The 18754-nt window shown below is 62.1% G+C and carries 16 protein-coding genes; 1 reads left to right on the top strand and 15 read right to left on the bottom strand.

From position 1 onward, the window contains the following. Positions 1–36 precede the first annotated feature (36 nt). The 5 genes from surE to ACI2JX_RS08015 all read right to left on the bottom strand — a co-directional run bounded on the left by surE (position 37) and on the right by ACI2JX_RS08015 (position 4434). Positions 37–786 carry a 5'/3'-nucleotidase SurE gene (surE, locus tag ACI2JX_RS08035; RefSeq protein WP_404689845.1) on the bottom strand — a complete coding sequence of 250 codons (750 nt, stop codon included), beginning with the start codon at positions 784–786 and terminating at the stop codon, positions 37–39. Continuing rightward, on the bottom strand, positions 774–1832 hold the full coding sequence (gene truD, locus ACI2JX_RS08030) for a tRNA pseudouridine(13) synthase TruD (RefSeq protein ID WP_404689844.1): 1059 nt from the start codon (positions 1830–1832) through the stop codon (positions 774–776). The genes surE and truD overlap by 13 nt, the downstream gene beginning before the upstream one ends. Further along, positions 1829–2302, bottom strand: coding sequence for a 2-C-methyl-D-erythritol 2,4-cyclodiphosphate synthase (gene ispF, locus ACI2JX_RS08025; protein ID WP_404689843.1), 474 nt, complete (start codon positions 2300–2302; stop codon positions 1829–1831). Before ispF ends, truD begins: the two co-directional genes overlap by 4 nt. Positions 2303–2458: 156 nt before the next feature. After that, positions 2459–3313: an S-formylglutathione hydrolase gene (gene fghA / locus ACI2JX_RS08020; RefSeq protein WP_264236110.1), complete on the bottom strand. Its 855-nt coding sequence runs from the start codon at positions 3311–3313 to the stop codon at positions 2459–2461. A gap of 8 nt (positions 3314–3321) precedes the next feature. Beyond that, positions 3322–4434 (bottom strand): S-(hydroxymethyl)glutathione dehydrogenase/class III alcohol dehydrogenase, encoded by a 1113-nt coding sequence (locus ACI2JX_RS08015; RefSeq protein ID WP_186555415.1) that lies wholly within the window; start codon positions 4432–4434, stop codon positions 3322–3324. A gap of 107 nt (positions 4435–4541) precedes the next feature. Here ACI2JX_RS08015 and ACI2JX_RS08010 point away from each other — a divergent pair, with 107 nt between their 5' ends. After that, complete coding sequence (locus ACI2JX_RS08010; RefSeq protein ID WP_264236109.1) at positions 4542–5450, top strand: LysR substrate-binding domain-containing protein; 909 nt, start codon at positions 4542–4544, stop codon at positions 5448–5450. A gap of 41 nt (positions 5451–5491) precedes the next feature. Here the strand turns inward: ACI2JX_RS08010 and ispD are convergent, their stop codons facing one another. From ispD to lpxB, 10 genes are all read right to left on the bottom strand, one after another. Next, positions 5492–6199, bottom strand: coding sequence for a 2-C-methyl-D-erythritol 4-phosphate cytidylyltransferase (gene ispD, locus ACI2JX_RS08005; protein ID WP_368971492.1), 708 nt, complete (start codon positions 6197–6199; stop codon positions 5492–5494). Then, entirely contained in the window at positions 6196–6477 is a 282-nt protein-coding gene (gene ftsB, locus ACI2JX_RS08000; RefSeq protein WP_186555418.1) for a cell division protein FtsB, read from the bottom strand. The genes ispD and ftsB overlap by 4 nt, the downstream gene beginning before the upstream one ends. A gap of 159 nt (positions 6478–6636) precedes the next feature. Beyond that, entirely contained in the window at positions 6637–7926 is a 1290-nt protein-coding gene (gene eno / locus ACI2JX_RS07995; protein WP_186555419.1) for a phosphopyruvate hydratase, read from the bottom strand. 155 nt (positions 7927–8081) lie between these two features. Continuing rightward, on the bottom strand, positions 8082–8927 hold the full coding sequence (gene kdsA / locus ACI2JX_RS07990) for a 3-deoxy-8-phosphooctulonate synthase (RefSeq protein WP_186555420.1): 846 nt from the start codon (positions 8925–8927) through the stop codon (positions 8082–8084). Positions 8928–8930: 3 nt separating this feature from the next. Continuing rightward, positions 8931–10559, bottom strand: a complete 1629-nt coding sequence (locus tag ACI2JX_RS07985) for a CTP synthase (RefSeq protein WP_186555421.1) — start codon at positions 10557–10559, stop codon at positions 8931–8933. A gap of 270 nt (positions 10560–10829) precedes the next feature. After that, positions 10830–12119 carry a tRNA lysidine(34) synthetase TilS gene (gene tilS, locus ACI2JX_RS07980; protein ID WP_404689842.1) on the bottom strand — a complete coding sequence of 430 codons (1290 nt, stop codon included), beginning with the start codon at positions 12117–12119 and terminating at the stop codon, positions 10830–10832. Positions 12120–12313: 194 nt separating this feature from the next. Further along, positions 12314–13261, bottom strand: a complete 948-nt coding sequence (gene accA, locus ACI2JX_RS07975) for an acetyl-CoA carboxylase carboxyl transferase subunit alpha (protein ID WP_404689841.1) — start codon at positions 13259–13261, stop codon at positions 12314–12316. 105 nt (positions 13262–13366) lie between these two features. After that, a complete protein-coding gene (gene dnaE / locus ACI2JX_RS07970) occupies positions 13367–16891 on the bottom strand; it encodes a DNA polymerase III subunit alpha (protein WP_264236106.1) in 3525 nt (1174 codons plus the stop codon). A 111-nt stretch (positions 16892–17002) separates the two neighbouring features. Beyond that, positions 17003–17626, bottom strand: coding sequence for a ribonuclease HII (rnhB, locus tag ACI2JX_RS07965; protein ID WP_404689840.1), 624 nt, complete (start codon positions 17624–17626; stop codon positions 17003–17005). Further along, on the bottom strand, positions 17627–18754 hold the full coding sequence (gene lpxB, locus ACI2JX_RS07960) for a lipid-A-disaccharide synthase (RefSeq protein ID WP_264236104.1): 1128 nt from the start codon (positions 18752–18754) through the stop codon (positions 17627–17629).

Raw genomic sequence — 18754 nt, 5'->3', positions numbered from 1 at the left:
CGATACCGCGGCGCAGCAGATCGTCTTGTTCGCGCATCAGAGCACGCCCTCCAGCCAGCCATCGAGCTGCTCGAAGGCATCGTTGAAGGTGCGGTCGAGCTGCAAGGGGGTGATCGACACGTAGCCTTGCATCACCGCATGGAAGTCTGTCCCCGGCCCGCCGTCTTCGGCGTCACCGGCCACGGCTATCCAGTAGCCTTCCTTGCCGCGCGGATTGACCACCTTGGTCGGTGCCGCCGCCCGCGCTCGATGCCCGAGGCGGGTGAGCTGGATGCCACGGATGTGCTCCAGCGGCAAATTCGGGATATTGATATTGAGAACAATGCGCGCTGGCAGTTGCAGACGCGCCTGCGCCTCGACCAGGCGCCGGGCGATGTAGGCCGCAGTCGGCAGGTTGTCTGGCGCGCGCGACAGCAGCGAGAACGCCAGCGAGGTGCCCCCCAGGAAGCGCCCCTCAAGGGCCGCAGCGACTGTACCGGAGTACAACACGTCATCGCCCAGGTTCGCCCCCAGGTTGATACCCGAGACGACCATGTCTGGCGTCTGCGGCAACAGGCCGTTGAGCCCCAGGTGCACACAATCGGTCGGCGTGCCATTGAGGCTGATAAAACCATTGGCCAGCACCTGCGGGTGCAGCGGGCGGTCCAGCGTCAGCGAACTGCTGGCGCCGCTTTTGTCTTGATCCGGGGCGATCACCACGCACTCGGCATAATCGGCCAGCGCAGCATGCAGCGCGGCAAGGCCGGGTGCGGTAACACCATCATCATTGGAAATCAGAATACGCATGGGCTGTCCGTCTGCCCTACCGGCACCAGATCGACAAGCTCGCGCACCACCACGGTGGCGAAGCATCCGGCCGGCAGGACGAATTCCAGTTGCAGGATATCAGGCTCGGGATAATGCCACGTCAGGCCGCCAATAGGGAGCCGCAGGATGCGTCGTTCGTGACTCATGCCCGCTCGTGCCAGCCAATTGCACAGATCGGCATGCCGTTCAGCGATGCTCGACTCCAGCTCGGCGGTCGCGCCGCCGGCGGGCGAGGCCCCTTCGCCCCACATCGGGCCGGTCGGATGCAGGTCGAGAATGGCCAAGCGCGGATCGGAACATTCAGCCTCACCCGCAGGAAAGAAGCTACGACTGTCGGTGAAAGCCAGCAGATCGCCAACCTGTGCCCGCTGCCAGCTGCCATCGGCGACCCGCGCTGCCAGCACTTGGTTGAACAGGTAGCTACGCCCAGCCGAAAGCAGACGTGAGCGGACATTGCGCTGTTCCGGCAGGGCAGCACGCGCAGCCCACTGCTGCGCATCATGCACGTTGCCGCCCGCATGGCCGAAGCGTTGGCTGCCGAAGTAGTTGGGCACGCCTTGAGCCTTGAGCTGCTGCAAACGCACATCCAGCGCCACGTGATCAGCTGCCAGGGCAGTCAGGCGCAGGGTAAAACCGTTGGCCGAGTGGGCGCCGCGTTGCAGTTTGCGCTGGTGGCGCACCTGTTTGAGGATACGCAGGGTGTCGTCTTCGGCGCGCGCCAGGTCGGGGTCGGCCTTGCCCGGCAGATGCAGGCTGAACCACTGGCGGGTCAGGGCCTGGCGATCCTTGAGACCGGCATAACTGATCGAACGAACTGGCACACCAGCCGCGCGCGCCAGACGGCGAGCGGCTTCCTCGGTGTTCAGGTCGCGCTTCTCGACCCACAGCCACAGGTGCTCACCCTGGCCAGACAACGGAATGTCGAGCACTTCGTCGACCTGGAAGTCTTCGGCCACAGCCTTGAGCACTGCGCTACCCAGCGCCGCACCCGAGGCCCGTGGGCCGAGCAGTTCGAGTTCGGTCATGCTGGCAGCAACAGGGCGACCGCGTGCACAGCGATACCCTCCTCGCGGCCGGTGAATCCGAGCTTCTCGGTGGTCGTGGCCTTGACGTTGACCTGGTCGAGTTCAACCTGCAGGTCTTGGGCAATGAGTTGGCGCATGGTCTCGATATGCGGGGCCATCTTCGGCGCCTGGGCGACGATGGTGGCATCGATGTTGCCGACCATCCAACCCTTGGCCTGGACGATGCCAACGACATGGCGCAGCAGCACCCGGCTGTCGGCGCCCTTGAACTGCGGATCGGTATCGGGGAAGTGCTTGCCGATGTCGCCCAACGCGGCTGCACCGAGCAGTGCATCGCTCAAGGCGTGCAACACCACGTCGCCGTCGGAATGGGCCAGCAGGCCGTATTTGTGAGGGATATGCACCCCACCCAAGGTAATGAAATCACCGTCGGTGAAACGGTGCACATCGTAGCCATGGCCAATACGCATAGAAAAACGCCCTGATTAAGTCAGGGCGGGATTCTACCTGCTTTGGCCGGCATTGGGCGCATGGTTTTGGGCCCGCAGCGCCCCGTCACAAGCTCCGCGCACTCCCTGTAGGAGCTGGCTTGCCTGCGAGGGGCTGCGCAGCTGCCCCAACAACGCCTACAGCCGCCCCAACGCTACCGCATGATGGCGCAGATGCTCATCGATGAAGCTGGCGATGAAGTAGTAGCTATGGTCATACCCCGGCTGCAAGCGCAACACCAGCTCATGACCAGCCTTGCGCGCCGCCTGCTCCAACGCCTCAGGCTTGAGCTGCTTCTCAAGAAAATCGTCGCGATCGCCTTGGTCCACCAACAGTGGCGGACACTGTCCGGCCGGCGTTTCGGCCAGCAGCACACTGGCATCCCATTCACGCCAGCGCGCACGGTCTTCACCCAGATAACGCGAGAACGCCTTCTCGCCCCACGGGCAATCCATCGGATTGCTGATCGGCGAAAACGCCGATACCGAACGGTACCGCCCAGGGTTACGCAAGGCGCACACCAATGCACCATGACCGCCCATCGAGTGACCACTGATACTGCGCTGATCGGACGCCGGGAAATGCGCCTCGACCAGGGCCGGCAGTTCCTCTACCACGTAGTCATGCATGCGGTAGTGCTGGGCCCAGGGCTGCTGGGTAGCATTGAGGTAGAAACCTGCCCCCAGACCGAAGTCCCAGGCGCCGTCCGGGTCGCCCGGCACCTGATCGCCACGCGGGCTGGTATCGGGTGCGACGATGATCAAGCCCAGCTCAGCGGCCAGGCGCTGGGCGCCGGCCTTTTGCATGAAGTTCTCATCGGTGCAGGTCAAGCCGCTGAGCCAGTACAGCACCGGCAGCTTGGCACCCTGCTCTGCCTGCGGCGGCAGGTAGACGGCGAACACCATGTCGCAACCGAGGACCTTGGAGTGATGCCGGTAACGCTTGTGCCAGCCGCCGAAGCTCTTCTGGCAAGAGATGTTTTCCAGGCTCATGGCTGACCTCAGAAGTGGATCACGCTACGGATGCTCTTACCTTCATGCATCAGGTCGAAGGCTTTGTTGATGTCCTCCAGGCCCATGGTGTGGGTGATGAAAGTATCCAGCGGGATCTCGCCCTTCTCGGACATTTCCACGTAGCTGGGCAGCTCGCTGCGTCCGCGCACGCCGCCGAACGCCGAACCACGCCAGACGCGACCAGTCACCAACTGGAACGGACGGGTAGCGATTTCCTGGCCGGCACCGGCGACACCAATGATCACCGATTCGCCCCAGCCCTTGTGGCAGCATTCAAGCGCCGCACGCATCAGTTGGACATTGCCCACGCACTCGAACGAATAATCGACGCCGCCGTCGGTAAGGTCGACGATGACTTCCTGGATCGGGCGGTCGTAGTCCTTGGGGTTGACGCAGTCGGTGGCGCCGAGCTGGCGGGCGATCTCGAACTTGCTCGGGTTGATGTCGACGGCAATGATCCGCGAGGCCTTGGCCTTTACGGCACCGATGATCGCCGACAGGCCGATACCGCCCAGGCCGAACACCGCCACCGTGTCACCTGGCTGGACCTTGGCGGTATTGAGCACGGCGCCAATGCCGGTGGTGACGCCACAGCCGAGTAGGCAGACCTTCTCCAGGGGTGCTTCTTTCTGGATCTTGGCCACGGAAATTTCCGGCAGCACGGTGTACTCGGAGAAGGTCGAGGTGCCCATGTAATGGAACAACTGCTGGCCTTTGTAGGAGAAACGGGTAGTACCGTCCGGCATCAGGCCCTTGCCTTGGGTAGCGCGGATGGCCTGACACAGGTTGGTCTTGCCGGAAAGGCAGAATTTGCACTTGCCGCACTCGGGGGTGTACAGCGGGATGACATGATCGCCGACTGCCAGCGAGGTGACGCCCTCGCCCACTGCCTCGACGATTGCCCCGCCCTCGTGGCCGAGAATCGACGGGAAGATGCCTTCCGGGTCGGCGCCAGACAAGGTGTAGGCATCGGTATGGCAGACACCGCTGGCGACCACGCGCAGCAGCACTTCACCGGCCTTGGGCATGGCGACGTCGACTTCGACGATTTCCAGGGGTTTCTTGGCCTCGAAGGCTACGGCAGCACGGGACTTGATCATCAGGGTCTCCAGACAGTGGGTCGATTCGATCCATCCAGTGTAATTCACCGCTGTTTGATGAATAATCAGGGCAAAGACAAAACATTATTGCCATACAGGGATAATCGATGAGTAATCGCTGGGAAGGCATCGACGAATTCGTCGCGGTGGCCGAGTTGGGCCAGTTCACCGCAGCCGCCGAGCGCCTGGGGGTTTCCTCCTCTCATATCAGCCGGCAGATCGCCCGCCTGGAAGAACGCTTGCAGACCCGCCTGCTGTATCGCAGCACCCGCCGGGTCACCCTGAGCGAGGCGGGACAGACGTTCCTGCAACATTGCCAGCGCTTGCAAGATGGCCGCGAAGAAGCGCTGCGGGCCATGGGCGACCTGGCCAGCGAGCCCAAGGGCCTGCTGCGCATGACCTGCGCGGTGGCCTATGGCGAACGCTTCATCGTGCCACTGGTGACGCGCTTCATGGCGCTGTATCCGCAGCTACGGGTGGAAGTGGAACTGAGCAATCGCACCTTGGACTTGCTGCATGAGGGCATGGACCTGGCGATCCGCCTGGGCCGCTTGCAGGACTCAAGGTTGGTCGCCACCCGCTTGGCGCCACGGCGGATGTTCCTGTGCGCCTCGCCGGCCTACCTGGAGCGGTATGGCCGCCCGCACAGTTTGTCTGAATTGGCGCGGCACAATTGCCTGATCGGCAGTTCGGATATCTGGGCGTTGAAGCAGGACGGGCGCGAATTCAGCCAGCGGGTGCAAGGCAACTGGCGTTGCAACAGCGGCCAGGCGGTGCTGGATGCGGCGTTACAGGGGATGGGGCTGTGTCAGCTGCCCGATTACTACGTGCTCGAACACTTGAACAGTGGTGCGCTGGTGTCGTTGCTCGAGGCGCATCAGCCGCCCAACACGGCAGTGTGGGCGCTGTATCCGCAGCAGCGGCATCTGTCGCCGAAAGTGCGGCGGTTGGTGGATTATCTGAAGCAAGGGTTGGGGCAGTTGCCGGAGTACGCCAGCCATCAAGCAAGCAGATGAACCTCCCACGCTGCCAGACTGATGTCTCGCTCTGGGTGCAATCAGCGGCGAGCAGCCCAACGCTGGCGCAACCACTCCAGATCTTCCGGGCGGGTAACCTTGATGTTGTCACTGCGCCCCTCGATCAGGCGCGGTGCCAGCCCCGCCCATTCCATGGCCGAGGCCTCGTCAGTCACCGCCACATCAGACACCAGGCACTCGGCCAATGCCCGATGCAACGCGCCGAGCCGAAACATCTGCGGGGTAAATGCCTGCCAGATGGTGCTGCGATCAACCGTAGCGCTGACCCGACCATTGCCATCGGCTCGCTTGAGCGTGTCACGCGCCGGCACTGCCAGCAAGCCACCCACCGGATCATCCGCCAGCTCCGCCAGCAGCCGGTCCAGATCGCTACGGGCCAGGTTCGGCCGCGCAGCATCATGCACCAACACCCAGTCACCGTCCGCCGCCCCTTGGGCATGCAACAGCAACAAGGCATTGAGCACCGAGTCAGCCCTTTCGCGTCCGCCGGCAGCGCGCTGGATACGCGCATCGCTGGCGCAAGGCAGGCCGGGCCAGTAAGGATCATCGTCAGCAATACTGACCACCACGCCCTTGAGCGCAGGATGGCCGAGGAAACAGTCGAGACTATGCTCGAGAATGGTCTGCCCACCCAATTGCAGATACTGCTTGGGCCGATCGGCAGCCATGCGGGCACCGACGCCCGCCGCGGGAATCACGGCCCAGAAAGCCGGTAGTAGTGGGGTCATTTTTGCGGCAGCTGGTAGAGGGTTTCGCCCTCCTTGACCATCCCCAATTCATGACGAGCCCGTTCCTCCACGGTCTCCATACCTTTCTTCAACTCCAGGACCTCTGCATCGAGCACGCGATTACGCTCCAGCAGCCGCTCGTTCTCGGCATGCTGTTCGTCAATCTGCTGCTTGAGCTCGGTCACTTGCGCAAGGCTGCCGCTGCCGACCCAAAGGCGGTACTGCAGGCCACCGAGCAACAGGAGCAAGATGAGAAACAACCAATAAGGACTGCGCATCAAAGTATCCAGGGTTAAAAGGCCGCAGCCACGAGGCTCCCGATAGCACGAAGCCTGGCCAAGGCCAGGCTTCGTCGACAGAAACCCCGTAGGAGGTGTCTGAGGGTTCAGTACGAACGTTCAGACATCCTCGGCTGCTGCCTTTTTACCATCTCTTGCTTAGCCGCGAAACTCGGCACGACCACGGTACACCGCCTTGGCGCCCAGTTGCTCTTCGATGCGCAGCAGCTGGTTGTACTTGGAGACGCGGTCGGAACGGCACAGCGAACCGGTCTTGATCTGGCCAGCAGCGGTACCCACGGCCAGGTCAGCGATGGTCGAATCTTCGGTTTCGCCCGAACGGTGCGAGATGACCGCGGTGTAGCCAGCGGCCTTGGCCATCTGGATAGCTTCCAGGGTCTCGGTCAGCGAGCCGATCTGGTTGAACTTGATCAGGATCGAGTTACCGATGCCCTTCTCGATACCTTCCTTGAGGATCTTGGTGTTGGTCACGAACAGATCGTCACCGACCAGCTGCACCTTCTCGCCGATCTTGTCGGTGAGGATCTTCCAGCCAGCCCAGTCGGACTCGTCCAGGCCATCTTCGATCGAGATGATCGGGAAACGCTCGGTCAGGCCTTTGAGGTAGTCAGCGAAACCTTCGGCATCGAACGACTTGCCTTCGCCGGACAGGTTGTACTTGCCGTCTTCATAGAACTCAGAAGCGGCGCAGTCCAGGGCCAGGGTCACGTCGGTACCCAGCTTGTAGCCAGCGTTGGCGACAGCTTCGGCGATAGCGGCCAGGGCATCTTCGTTGGAGGTCAGGTTCGGCGCGAAACCGCCTTCGTCACCGACGGCAGTATTCAGGCCACGGGCCTTGAGCACAGCTTTGAGGTGGTGGAAGATTTCGGTGCCCATGCGCAGGCCATCGGAGAAGGTCTTGGCGCCAACCGGCTGAACCATGAACTCCTGGATGTCGACGTTGTTATCGGCGTGCTCACCACCGTTGATGATGTTCATCATCGGAACAGGCATGGAGTACTGGCCAGGGGTGCCATTGAGGTTGGCAATGTGCGCGTACAGCGGCAGGTCCTGGTCCTGGGCGGCGGCTTTGGCGGCAGCCAGAGACACAGCCAGGATAGCGTTGGCGCCCAGCTTGGCCTTGTTCTCGGTACCGTCCAGCTCGATCATGGCGCGGTCGAGGGCTTTCTGATCGAGTGGATCCTTGCCCAGCAGCAGGTCGCGGATCGGGCCGTTGATGTTGGCAACGGCTTTCAGCACGCCCTTGCCCATGTAACGGCTCTTGTCGCCATCACGCAGCTCCAGCGCTTCGCGCGAGCCGGTGGAAGCACCGGACGGCGCGCAAGCGCTGCCGATGATGCCGTTGTCGAGCAGTACATCGGCTTCCACGGTGGGGTTGCCACGCGAATCGAGAACTTCACGACCTTTGATGTCGACGATCTTTGCCATTGTTGTAAGCACTCCAGAATTGACGAAAACAACGCAGCTTAGGGAATTCGAGCCTTTCACCAGGCGAATATGCAGAGGGCAGGCCTGGCGAAGGGGGAGCCCCTGACCGGAAGGTCAGGGGTAGAACGGGCGGTACTTTACCCGAGAAATGAGCTTTACGCGGTTTCTACCGTCGGAAAACTTTTCACCAGGTCGTCCAGCTGCTTGAGCTGAGCCAGGAACGGCTCCAGCTTGTCCAGACGCAGGGCACACGGGCCATCGCACTTGGCGTTGTCCGGATCCGGATGGGCTTCCAGGAACAAGCCCGCCAGGCCTTGGCTCATACCCGCCTTGGCCAGGTCGGTAACCTGCGCACGGCGACCACCGGCGGAGTCGGCGCGACCACCCGGGGTTTGCAGGGCGTGAGTCACGTCGAAGAACACCGGGTACTCGAATTGCTTCATGATGCCGAAGCCGAGCATGTCGACCACCAGGTTGTTGTAGCCGAAGCTCGAACCACGCTCGCAGAGGATCAGCTGGTCGTTACCCGCTTCGACGCACTTGTTGAGAATGTGCTTCATCTCTTGCGGGGCGAGGAACTGGGCCTTCTTGATGTTGATCACCGCGCCGGTCTTGGCCATGGCCACGACCAGATCGGTCTGCCGCGAGAGGAAGGCAGGCAGCTGGATGATGTCGCACACCTTGGCTACCGGCTCGCACTGGTAGGGTTCGTGGACATCGGTGATCACCGGCACATTGAAGGTTTGCTTGATCTCTTCGAAGATCTTCAGCCCTTCTTCCATGCCAGGACCACGGTACGAGGTGACCGAGGAACGGTTAGCCTTGTCGAAGCTCGCCTTGAACACGTAGGGGATACCGAGCTTCTCGGTAACCCGCACGTACTCTTCGCAGACCTTCATGGCCAGGTCACGCGATTCCAGCACGTTCATGCCGCCGAACAGGACGAACGGCTTGTCGTTGGCGATCTCGATGTTACCGACGCGAATGATCTTCTGGGTCATGGATCAGGCCTTGTTCTTCTGCGCCAGGGCCGCCTTGACGAAACCACTGAACAGCGGGTGGCCGTCACGCGGGGTCGAAGTGAACTCTGGGTGGAACTGGCAAGCGACGAACCATGGATGATCCTTGGACTCGACCACTTCGACCAGCGCGCCGTCGCCGGAACGACCGGAAATCACCAGGCCAGCATCGACCAGCTGTGGCAGCAGGTTGTTGTTGACTTCGTAGCGGTGGCGGTGACGCTCGACGATCACGTCCTTGCCGTAGCAGTCGTGGACTTTCGAGTTGCCGCTGAGCTGGCATTCCTGTGCACCCAGACGCATGGTGCCGCCCAGGTCGGAGGCCTCGGTACGGGTTTCGACGGTACCGGTGTTGTCGGCCCACTCGGTGATCAGGCCAACCACCGGATGACCGCTGTTGCGATCGAACTCGGTGGAGTTGGCGTCGGTCCAGCCCATGACGTTACGGGCGAACTCGATCACGGCGACCTGCATGCCCAGGCAGATGCCCAGGTATGGCACCTTGTTCTCACGGGCGAACTGCACCGCCTTGATCTTGCCTTCGACACCGCGCAGACCGAAACCACCCGGAACCAGGATGGCGTCAGCGCCTTCGAGCAGGCTGGTGCCTTGGTTCTCGATGTCTTCGGAGTCGATGTAGCGCAGGTTGACCTTGGTACGGTTCTGGATACCGGCGTGGCTCATCGCTTCGATCAGCGACTTGTAGGCATCGAGCAGTTCCATGTACTTGCCGACCATGGCGATGGTGACTTCCTGCTCTGGGTTGAGCTTGGCGTCTACCACCTTGTCCCACTCGGACAGGTCGGCACCGTTGCACTGCAGGCCGAAGCGCTCGACGACGAAGTCATCCAGGCCCTGGGCATGCAGTACGCCTGGGATCTTGTAGATGGTGTCGACGTCTTCCAGGGAGATCACCGCGCGCTCTTCAACGTTGGTGAACAGTGCAATCTTGCGGCGCGAGGAAGCGTCGACCGGGTGGTCGGAGCGGCAGATCAGCACGTCAGGCTGCAGGCCGATGGAGCGCAGCTCCTTGACCGAGTGCTGGGTCGGCTTGGTCTTGGTTTCGCCTGCGGTGGCGATGTACGGGACCAGGGTCAGGTGCATCAGCATGGCGCGCTTGGAGCCCACTTCGACGCGCAGCTGGCGGATGGCCTCGAGGAACGGCTGCGACTCGATGTCACCCACGGTACCGCCGATTTCCACCAGGGCTACGTCGGCATCGCCGGCGCCCTTGATGATGCGACGCTTGATCTCGTCGGTGATGTGCGGGATGACCTGGATGGTTGCGCCCAGGTAATCACCACGGCGCTCTTTGCGCAGCACGTGCTCGTAGATACGGCCGGTGGTGAAGTTGTTGTTCTGGGTCATCGTGGTGCGGATGAACCGCTCGTAGTGGCCCAGGTCAAGGTCGGTCTCGGCGCCGTCGTGGGTGACGAACACCTCACCGTGCTGGAACGGGCTCATGGTGCCCGGATCGACGTTGATGTACGGATCCAGCTTGAGCATGGTGACCTTCAGGCCCCGCGCTTCCAGGATGGCCGCCAGGGAAGCCGAGGCAATGCCTTTCCCCAATGAAGAAACAACACCGCCCGTGACGAATATGTAGCGCGTCATGAAAAACCCTAGAAGTCTGCGTTAAAGCGGCCAGCGCCGCCGGAGAAAGCGAAGGAAGGCCGAAGCCCCCGATCACCTGCGTCAATCACAGTGCATCTCGAAAAACTGCCGCGTCTGTACAGACCAGGGGTTTCCCCGGCATGGAGCTCGCTCGTCATTTTAAGAAATCAGCCCAGCAAAAAACTGCTTGGTAATCGGCAACTGCTGTGTTTTCGATGAACCCACAGAAGTTGTATCAAGAAGGGAGGGTAGTCTACCGGAATGTACCCTTCAGCTCAAACCTTGCGCGTTCGTCGGCATCTGCCAATGCAACTGGCAGTCGCCCTGCCCCAGTGCGGGCAAATTGGCCACTGCCAGCAAACGCTCGCCCTGGTACAGCAAAGGCAAGCGCGAACGCAGGAAATGCGGGACCTGCTGCTCGTTGAGCAGGCGCTTGAGATCGCGCCGGCCTCGCCCGGCCAGTTCCAGCACTTCACCGCCCTGGCGATAGGCTATGTGCAGGTTTTGCCGGAACGACGGGCCGCTAAGATGCACGCTGCCATTGTATGGAAGGTGCAGCGGCTTGCTGGGATCAGCCCACGGCTGGGGACCCTCAGGGGTTTTGAGCCAGTCGCCGCTCAGCCACCAGATGCGGCCATGGCTGCGCTGCAGCACACCGTCGGTCAGACGCCACACCGGCTGGGCATCGACAGCGGCATCACGCAGGGCCTCCCAGCCTACCCAGTGCCGTGCGTCGGGTAACCGCGTGCGCGCACTGAGCCAATACTGCAAGGCGTTGCGCTGACGAGTGACTGACAACGCCCGCAAGGCATCCAGGGCCAGTGAATCCAAGCCCTGCCATGGCGCCGATGCACTTTGCCCTGCGCCGGCAAGGTCATCTCGAGCGAGCTCGTCGAGCAAGCCTAACGCTTCGCTCAGGTGTTCGGCACTGCGCGCCAGGTTCTGCTCCGCCTGCGGCCAACGCTCACGTAGCAGTGGCAATACTTCCCTGCGCAGGTAGTTGCGCGCGAACGTGGTATCGCCATTACTGGGATCTTCGATCCAGGCCAGCCGGGCGTGTTCGGCATACGCTTGCAACTGCCTGCGCGACAGGTTCAGCAGCGGCCTGACCAGCCGACCCTGCCCTACCGGCCGGGATGAGGGCATGCCGGCCATACCGCGCAGCCCTGCCCCGCGCAACAAGCGAAACAGCAGGGTTTCAGCCTGGTCGTCGCGGTGCTGCCCGGTGAACAGCACATCGCCTGGGCCGAGGATATCGATAAAGGCCTTGTAGCGCGCATCACGGGCTGCCTGTTCAAGGCTGGCGCCGGGTGCGACCTGGACGTGGATAACCTGCAGCTCGATAGCCAGGCTGTCGCAGATGGATTGGCAATGGGCAGGCCAGCCGTCGGCAGCAGGCTGCAGGCCGTGGTGGACATGGAGGGCGCGCAAGGGCGGTGTAGCGTGGGTGCTGGCGTAGTCAGCCAGAACATGCAGGAGGGCGGTGGAGTCCAGGCCGCCGGAGAAGGCGACGTACCAGTTTGCGCTGTTCAGCCATGGAGACAGAGCTAACTTGATCATCGGTTTCCCGCCTGGTAGCGCACTGGGGCCGCTTTGCGGCCCTTCGCGGGCAAGCCCGCTCCCACAGGGATAACGCCGAACTTGAGAGCGCGCTGTACCTGTAGGCCCACAGAGTTAGCGCTTGCCTCGAGCACCTCGCTAACCTTGTGGGAGCGGGCTCGCCCGCGAAGGGCCGCAAAGCGGCCCCCAGCAGATCAGAGGCCGTAGCTCATCAGGCGATCATAACGGCGCTTGAGCAGGGATTCGTTATCGAGCTTGCCGAGCATATCCAGCTGCTCGACCAGGTCGGCACGGATGCTTTCGGACATTTTCGCAGGGTCACGGTGGGCGCCGCCCAGCGGCTCCTGGATAACCTTGTCGACGATGTTCAGGCTCTTCAAGCGCTCAGCCGTGATACCCATCGCTTCCGCGGCATCGGCAGCCTTGTCGGCGGTCTTCCACAGGATCGAAGCGCAACCTTCCGGCGAGATCACCGAGTAGGTGGAGTACTGCAGCATGTTCAGCTGGTCGCACACGCCAATGGCCAGTGCGCCGCCTGAACCACCTTCACCGATCACGGTAGCGATGATCGGGGTCTTCAGGCGGGCCATGACGCGCAGGTTCCAGGCAATCGCCTCGCTCTGGTTGCGCTCTTCGGCGTCGATACCTGGGTAGGCACCCGGAGTATCGATGAAGGTCAAGATCGGCATCTTGAAGCGTTCGGCCATTTCCATCAGGCGGCAGGCCTTGCGGTAGCCTTCCGGACGCGGCATGCCGAAGTTGCGGCGCACCTTTTCACGGACTTCACGGCCCTTCTGGTGACCGATGACCATCACCGGCTTGCCATCCAGACGCGCAGTACCACCTACGATGGCGGCGTCATCGGAGAAGTGCCGATCACCGTGCAGTTCTTCGAACTCGGTGAAGATGTGCTGCAGGTAGTCCAGGGTATAAGGACGACGCGGGTGACGTGCCAGGCGGGCGATCTGCCAGCTGGTCAGATTGCCGAAAATGCTTTCGGTGAGGGTGCTGCTCTTGTCTTGCAGACGGGCAATCTCATCGCTGATGTTCAGCGAGTTGTCGTTACCGACCAGGCGCAGCTCTTCGATCTTGGCTTGCAGGTCGGCAATCGGCTGTTCGAAATCGAGGAAATTCGGGTTCATAGGCATCCGTCTTGGGTCTACGGCCAGGCGGCCGGCCGGTTGATCCGTTTGGCGCCCTACCTTAAGGGATCAGGCGCGTTCAGGTCGAGATTAAAATTCGTCGCTTTAGCGGTATTGCAGGAAGACGTTCTCACGCCCGAACTGGTCACGCAGGGCCTGAATCAGGCCATCGGCGGGGTCAATTGACCATTCGTCGCCAAAGCGCAACATAGCTTTGGCATCACTGCCGGTGTATTCCAGGGTGATCGGGCACCCCCCGCGATGGCGGGTGATCAATTCGCCCAGCCAGCTCAGGCGATCGCCCTTGAGCGCGTCGTGCGCCACTTTAAGGCGCAGGCTTTCGGCCAGCCGCGTGCGCGCATCTTCCATGGTCATCACTTGCTTGACCCGCAGGCGCAGGCCGCCGGAGAAGTCGTCGTTACTGACCTCGCCCTCGATCACCACCATCGCATCGGTCTGCAACAGCGCTTGCGCGGCCATGAAGGCATCGGCGAACAGCGAGGCCTCGATCCGCCCTGAGCGGTCGTCGAGGGTAACGAAGCCCATCTTGTCGCCCTTCTTGTTCTTCATTACCCGCAGAGCAATGATCATGCCGGCCACCGTCTGTACTTCCCGAGACGGTTTGAGGTCGATGATGCGCTGGCGGGCGAAGCGGCGGATCTCGCTTTCGTATTCGTCGATCGGGTGACCGGTGAGGTACAGGCCCAGGGTGTCTTTCTCGCCCTTCAAGCGCTCCTTGAGGGTCAGCTCACGGACCTTGTGGTGGTTGGCGTAGACGTCGAGATCTTCTTCGACGAACAGCCCGCCAAACAGGTCGACGTGACCACTGTCGGCCGTACGCGCGGTCTGTTCGGCGGATTTCACCGCTTCTTCCAGTGCCGACAACAGCACGGCACGGTTGCGGTCGATGTTGGCCTGGTACGCCTTGATCTCGTCATGGAAGTGCGGGCCGAGACGGTCCAGCGCACCACTGCGGATCAACGCATCGAGGGTACGCTTGTTGACGCGCTTGAGGTCGATGCGCTCACAGAAATCGAACAAGTCCTTGAACGGGCCGCCCTTGGCCCGCGCCTCGACGATCGCTTCCACCGGCCCCTCACCGACGCCCTTGATCGCGCCCAGGCCATAGATGATGCGGCCATCGTCGTTGACCGTGAACTTGAACTCGGACATATTCACATCCGGCGCATCGAGGCGCAGCTTCATGCTGCGCACTTCCTCGATCAGCACCACCACCTTGTCGGTGTTGTGCATATCCGCCGACAGCACCGCGGCCATGAACGGTGCCGGATGGTGGGTCTTGAGCCAGGCGGTTTGATAAGAAACCAGGCCATACGCTGCCGAGTGCGACTTGTTGAAGCCGTAGCCGGCGAATTTTTCTACCAGGTCGAAAATGTTGCCTGCCAGATCAGCATCGATGCCGTTGTTGGCACAACCTTCGATGAAGCCCCCGCGCTGCTTGGCCATCTCTTCGGGCTTTTTCTTACCCATCGCACGCCGCAGCATGTCGGCGCCACCGAGGGTATAGCCGGCCATGACCTGGGCGATCTGCATCACCTGTTCCTGATACAGGATGATGCCGTAGGTCGGTGCCAGCACCGGTTGCAGGCCTTCGTACTGGTAGTCCGGATGCGGATAGGCCAGCTCGGCGCGACCATGCTTACGGTTGATGAAGTCATCCACCATGCCCGACTGCAGCGGCCCTGGGCGGAACAGCGCCACCAGTGCGATGAGGTCTTCCAGGCAGTCGGGCTTGAGCTTTTTGATCAGCTCTTTCATGCCGCGCGATTCGAGCTGGAACACCGCCGTGGTTTCGGCCTTTTGCAGCAGCTCGTAGGTTTTCTTGTCGTCGAGTGGGATGAAGTCGATATTCAGGTCGGGCAGTCCGCTCTTGGCCTGCTCACGGTTGATCGTCTCCATCGCCCACTTGATGATGGTCAAGGTCCGCAGACCAAGGAAGTCGAACTTCACCAGGCCAGCAGCCTCGACGTCATCCTTGTCGAACTGGGTTACCAGGCCGCCGCCTTCCTCGTCACAGGCAATGGGCGAGAAATCAGTGAGCTTGGTCGGTGCGATAACCACACCCCCGGCGTGCTTGCCGGTACCGCGGGTAACCCCCTCGAGCTTGAGGGCCATTTCCCAGATCTCGCGCGCATCCTCATCGCCCTTGAGGAAGTCACGCAGGATCTCTTCCTGCTCGTAGGCCTTCTCCAGGGTCATGCCGACTTCGAACGGAATCATCTTCGACAGACGGTCGGCCAGGCCATAGGACTTGCCCTGCACCCGCGCCACGTCGCGCACCACTGCCTTGGCCGCCATGGTGCCAAAGGTGATGATCTGGCTGACCGCGTTACGCCCGTAGGCATCGGCCACATACTCGATCACCCGGTCCCGACCGTCCATGCAGAAGTCAACGTCGAAGTCGGGCATCGATACCCGTTCCGGGTTGAGGAAACGCTCGAACAGCAGGTCGTAGGCCAGTGGGTCGAGGTCGGTAATCTTCAGTACATACGCAACCAGCGAGCCTGCACCCGAACCCCGGCCTGGGCCTACCGGCACGCCGTTGTTCTTGGCCCACTTGATGAAGTCCATAACGATCAGGAAGTAACCGGGGAAGCCCATCTGGATGATGATATCCAGCTCGAACTTCAAGCGGTCGAGGTAGACCTGGCGCTTGGCCTCATAATCTTCAGTGGTGTCCTTGGGCAGGATGACCGCCAGGCGTTCTTCCAGGCCTTCATGGGAAACATGGCGCAGATAATCATCAATGCCCATGCCGTTGGGCGTGGGGAAGTCAGGCAGGAAGTGCTTGCCCAGTTGTACCTGGATGTTGCAGCGCTTGGCGATTTCGACGGTGTTGGCGATGGCATCCGGCAAGTCGCTGAACAGCTCGGCCATTTCTTCCGGGCTTTTCAGGTACTGCTGGTCGCTGTACATGCGTGGACGACGTGGGTCGTCCAGGGTCCAGCCCTCGCCGATGCAAACGCGCGTCTCGTGGGCATCGAAGTCGGTTTGCTTGATGAAGCGCACGTCGTTGGTTGCCACCAGCGGCGCCCCCAGCCGGTCGGCCAGGGCCACGGCAGCGTGCAGGTACTCTTCGTCGCCAGCGCGATTGGTGCGCTGTACCTCGACATAGAAGCGCTCAGGGAACAACGCCATCCAGTCGCGCAGCAACGCCTCGGCGTCATCGGTGCGACCACCAAGCAAGGCCATGCCGATATCACCCTCGCGGGCCGCAGACAGGGCAATCAGCCCCTCGCTGGCCGGCGCGATCCAGTCACGCTGGATGACCACCAGGCCATTGCGCTGACCATCGACCCAACCGCGCGAGATCAGCTCGGTGAGGTTGCGATAGCCCTTGGGGTTCATGGCCAAAAAGCAGATGCGCGACAGCGGTGCTTCCGGGTCTGCACCGGCCAGCCAAAGGTCGGCGCCGCAGATCGGCTTGATCCCGGCGCCCATGGCGTTCTTGTAGAACTTCACCAGCGAGCACATGTTGCTCTGGTCGGTAATCGCCACCGCCGGCATGTTCATCCCGGCCAAGGCCTTGGCCAGCGGCTTGATCCGCACCAGGCCATCGACCAGGGAGAATTCGGAGTGCACGCGAAGGTGAACGAAGGAAACCGACATGGAAGGTCCTATAGCAGAGCAAGACAACAAGCGCGGGATTGTACCGCAACAGGCAAAGATTGAGTGGCGCGGTGAAACAATTGGGGCCGCTGCGCGGCCCCAATAAGCGGATCAGATCAGCGAGGTAGAGACGCCCTCACGCGCCTCCCAGGCCGCACGCACCGGCGCGAACGAGCGCCGGTGAATCGGCGTTGGCCCCAACCGTGCCAGCGCTTCCAGATGCACCGGAGTCGGATACCCCTTGTGCCCGCCCATCCCATAACCCGGATAGATCAGCTCGAACGCGCTCATCTCCCGATCACGGGTGACCTTGGCCAAAATCGATGCCGCAGCGATCGCCGGCACCTGGGCATCGCCCTGCACCACCGGCGCCGCCGGTACGGCCAGCTTGGGGCAACGATTGCCGTCGATCAGCGCCAGTTTCGGCATGATGCTCAAACCCTCGACCGCGCGCTGCATGGCCAGCATGGTCGCCTGGAGGATGTTCAGACGGTCGATCTCTTCGACCTCGGCGCGAGCAATGCAAAAGGCCAGGGCCTTTTCACAGATTTCGTCGAACAGCGCCTCGCGCTTGGCCTCGGTGAGCTTCTTCGAGTCGTTCAGGCCCAGGATCGGCCGATTGGGGTCAAGAATCACCGCAGCGGTGACCACCGCGCCGCACAGCGGACCGCGACCGACTTCATCGACACCGGCGACCAGCTCTTCGACCAGGTTGAAATCCAGTCCCATCTGCATCTAGCGTTGCTCCAGCAAGGCAAGCACCGCCTCTGCCGCCTGGTTCGAGGCGTCACGACGCAAGGTGCGGTGAATCTGATCAAAGCTCTCGGTTTGCTGGCTGCCATCGGCCACCAGTGGGGCCAGGGTCTGCGCCAGGGCCTCGCTGGTCGCAGCGTCCTGCAGCAGCTCGGGCACCAATAGGCGTTGAGCCAGCAGGTTGGGCAACGACACGTACGGGCTCTTCACCAGGCGCTTGAGGATCCAGTAGGTCAACGGTGCCAGGCGATAGGCGACGACCATCGGCCGTTTGTACAGCATCGCCTCCAGCGTCGCCGTGCCCGAAGCGATCAACACCGCGTCGCAGGCTGCCAGCGCTTGGTGCGACTGACCGTCAAGCAAGGTCAAGGGTAGGTCGCGGCCTTCGAGCATCTGTTCAACCTGGGCGCGACGCGCCTGATTGGCACATGGCAGCACGAAGCGCACCCCCGGCACCAACGCTCGCAGGCGCTCGGCGGCATCCATGAACAATGCGCCCAAACGGCCGACTTCACCGCCGCGGCTGCCCGGCATCAGCGCGACCAGAGGCCCCGCGCTCAAACCCAGTTCAGCGCGCGCGGCCTGTCGATCAGCGTCCAGCGGGATGGTATCGGCCAGCGGATGCCCGACAAAGCGCACCGGTACGCCCTGCTCTTCGTAGAACCGCGCCTCGAATGGCAGCAGCGTCAGCATCAGGTCGCAACCTTCACGGATCTTCAGCACCCGCTTCTGCCGCCACGCCCACACCGAAGGGCTAACGTAGTGCACGGTCTTGATCCCGGCCTGACGCAGCTTGAGTTCGATATTGAGGGTGAAATCCGGCGCATCGATGCCGATGAACACATCCGGCTTCTCGGCGATCAGGGTCTGGATCAAGGCCTTGCGGCGCTTGAGCAGCTCGCGCAGGCGCCCCAGCACTTCCACCAGGCCCATCACCGCCAGGCGCTCCATGGGGAAGTACGACTGCATGCCTTCGGCTTCCATCAACGGACCGCCGACACCGATGAACCGCACCTGGGGGTGACGCGCCTTGAGCGCACGCATCAAGCCCGAGCCAAGAATGTCGCCGCTGGCCTCGCCCGCGACCAACGCTACGCAGAGCTGGCCCAT

This window comes from Pseudomonas sp. NPDC088890 (assembly GCF_044900155.1).
Taxonomy (GTDB): Bacteria; Pseudomonadota; Gammaproteobacteria; order Pseudomonadales; family Pseudomonadaceae; genus Aquipseudomonas; species Aquipseudomonas urmiensis.
Note: the sequence above shows the minus strand (reverse complement) of the source record. Positions and strands in the feature narration are given on the sequence as shown.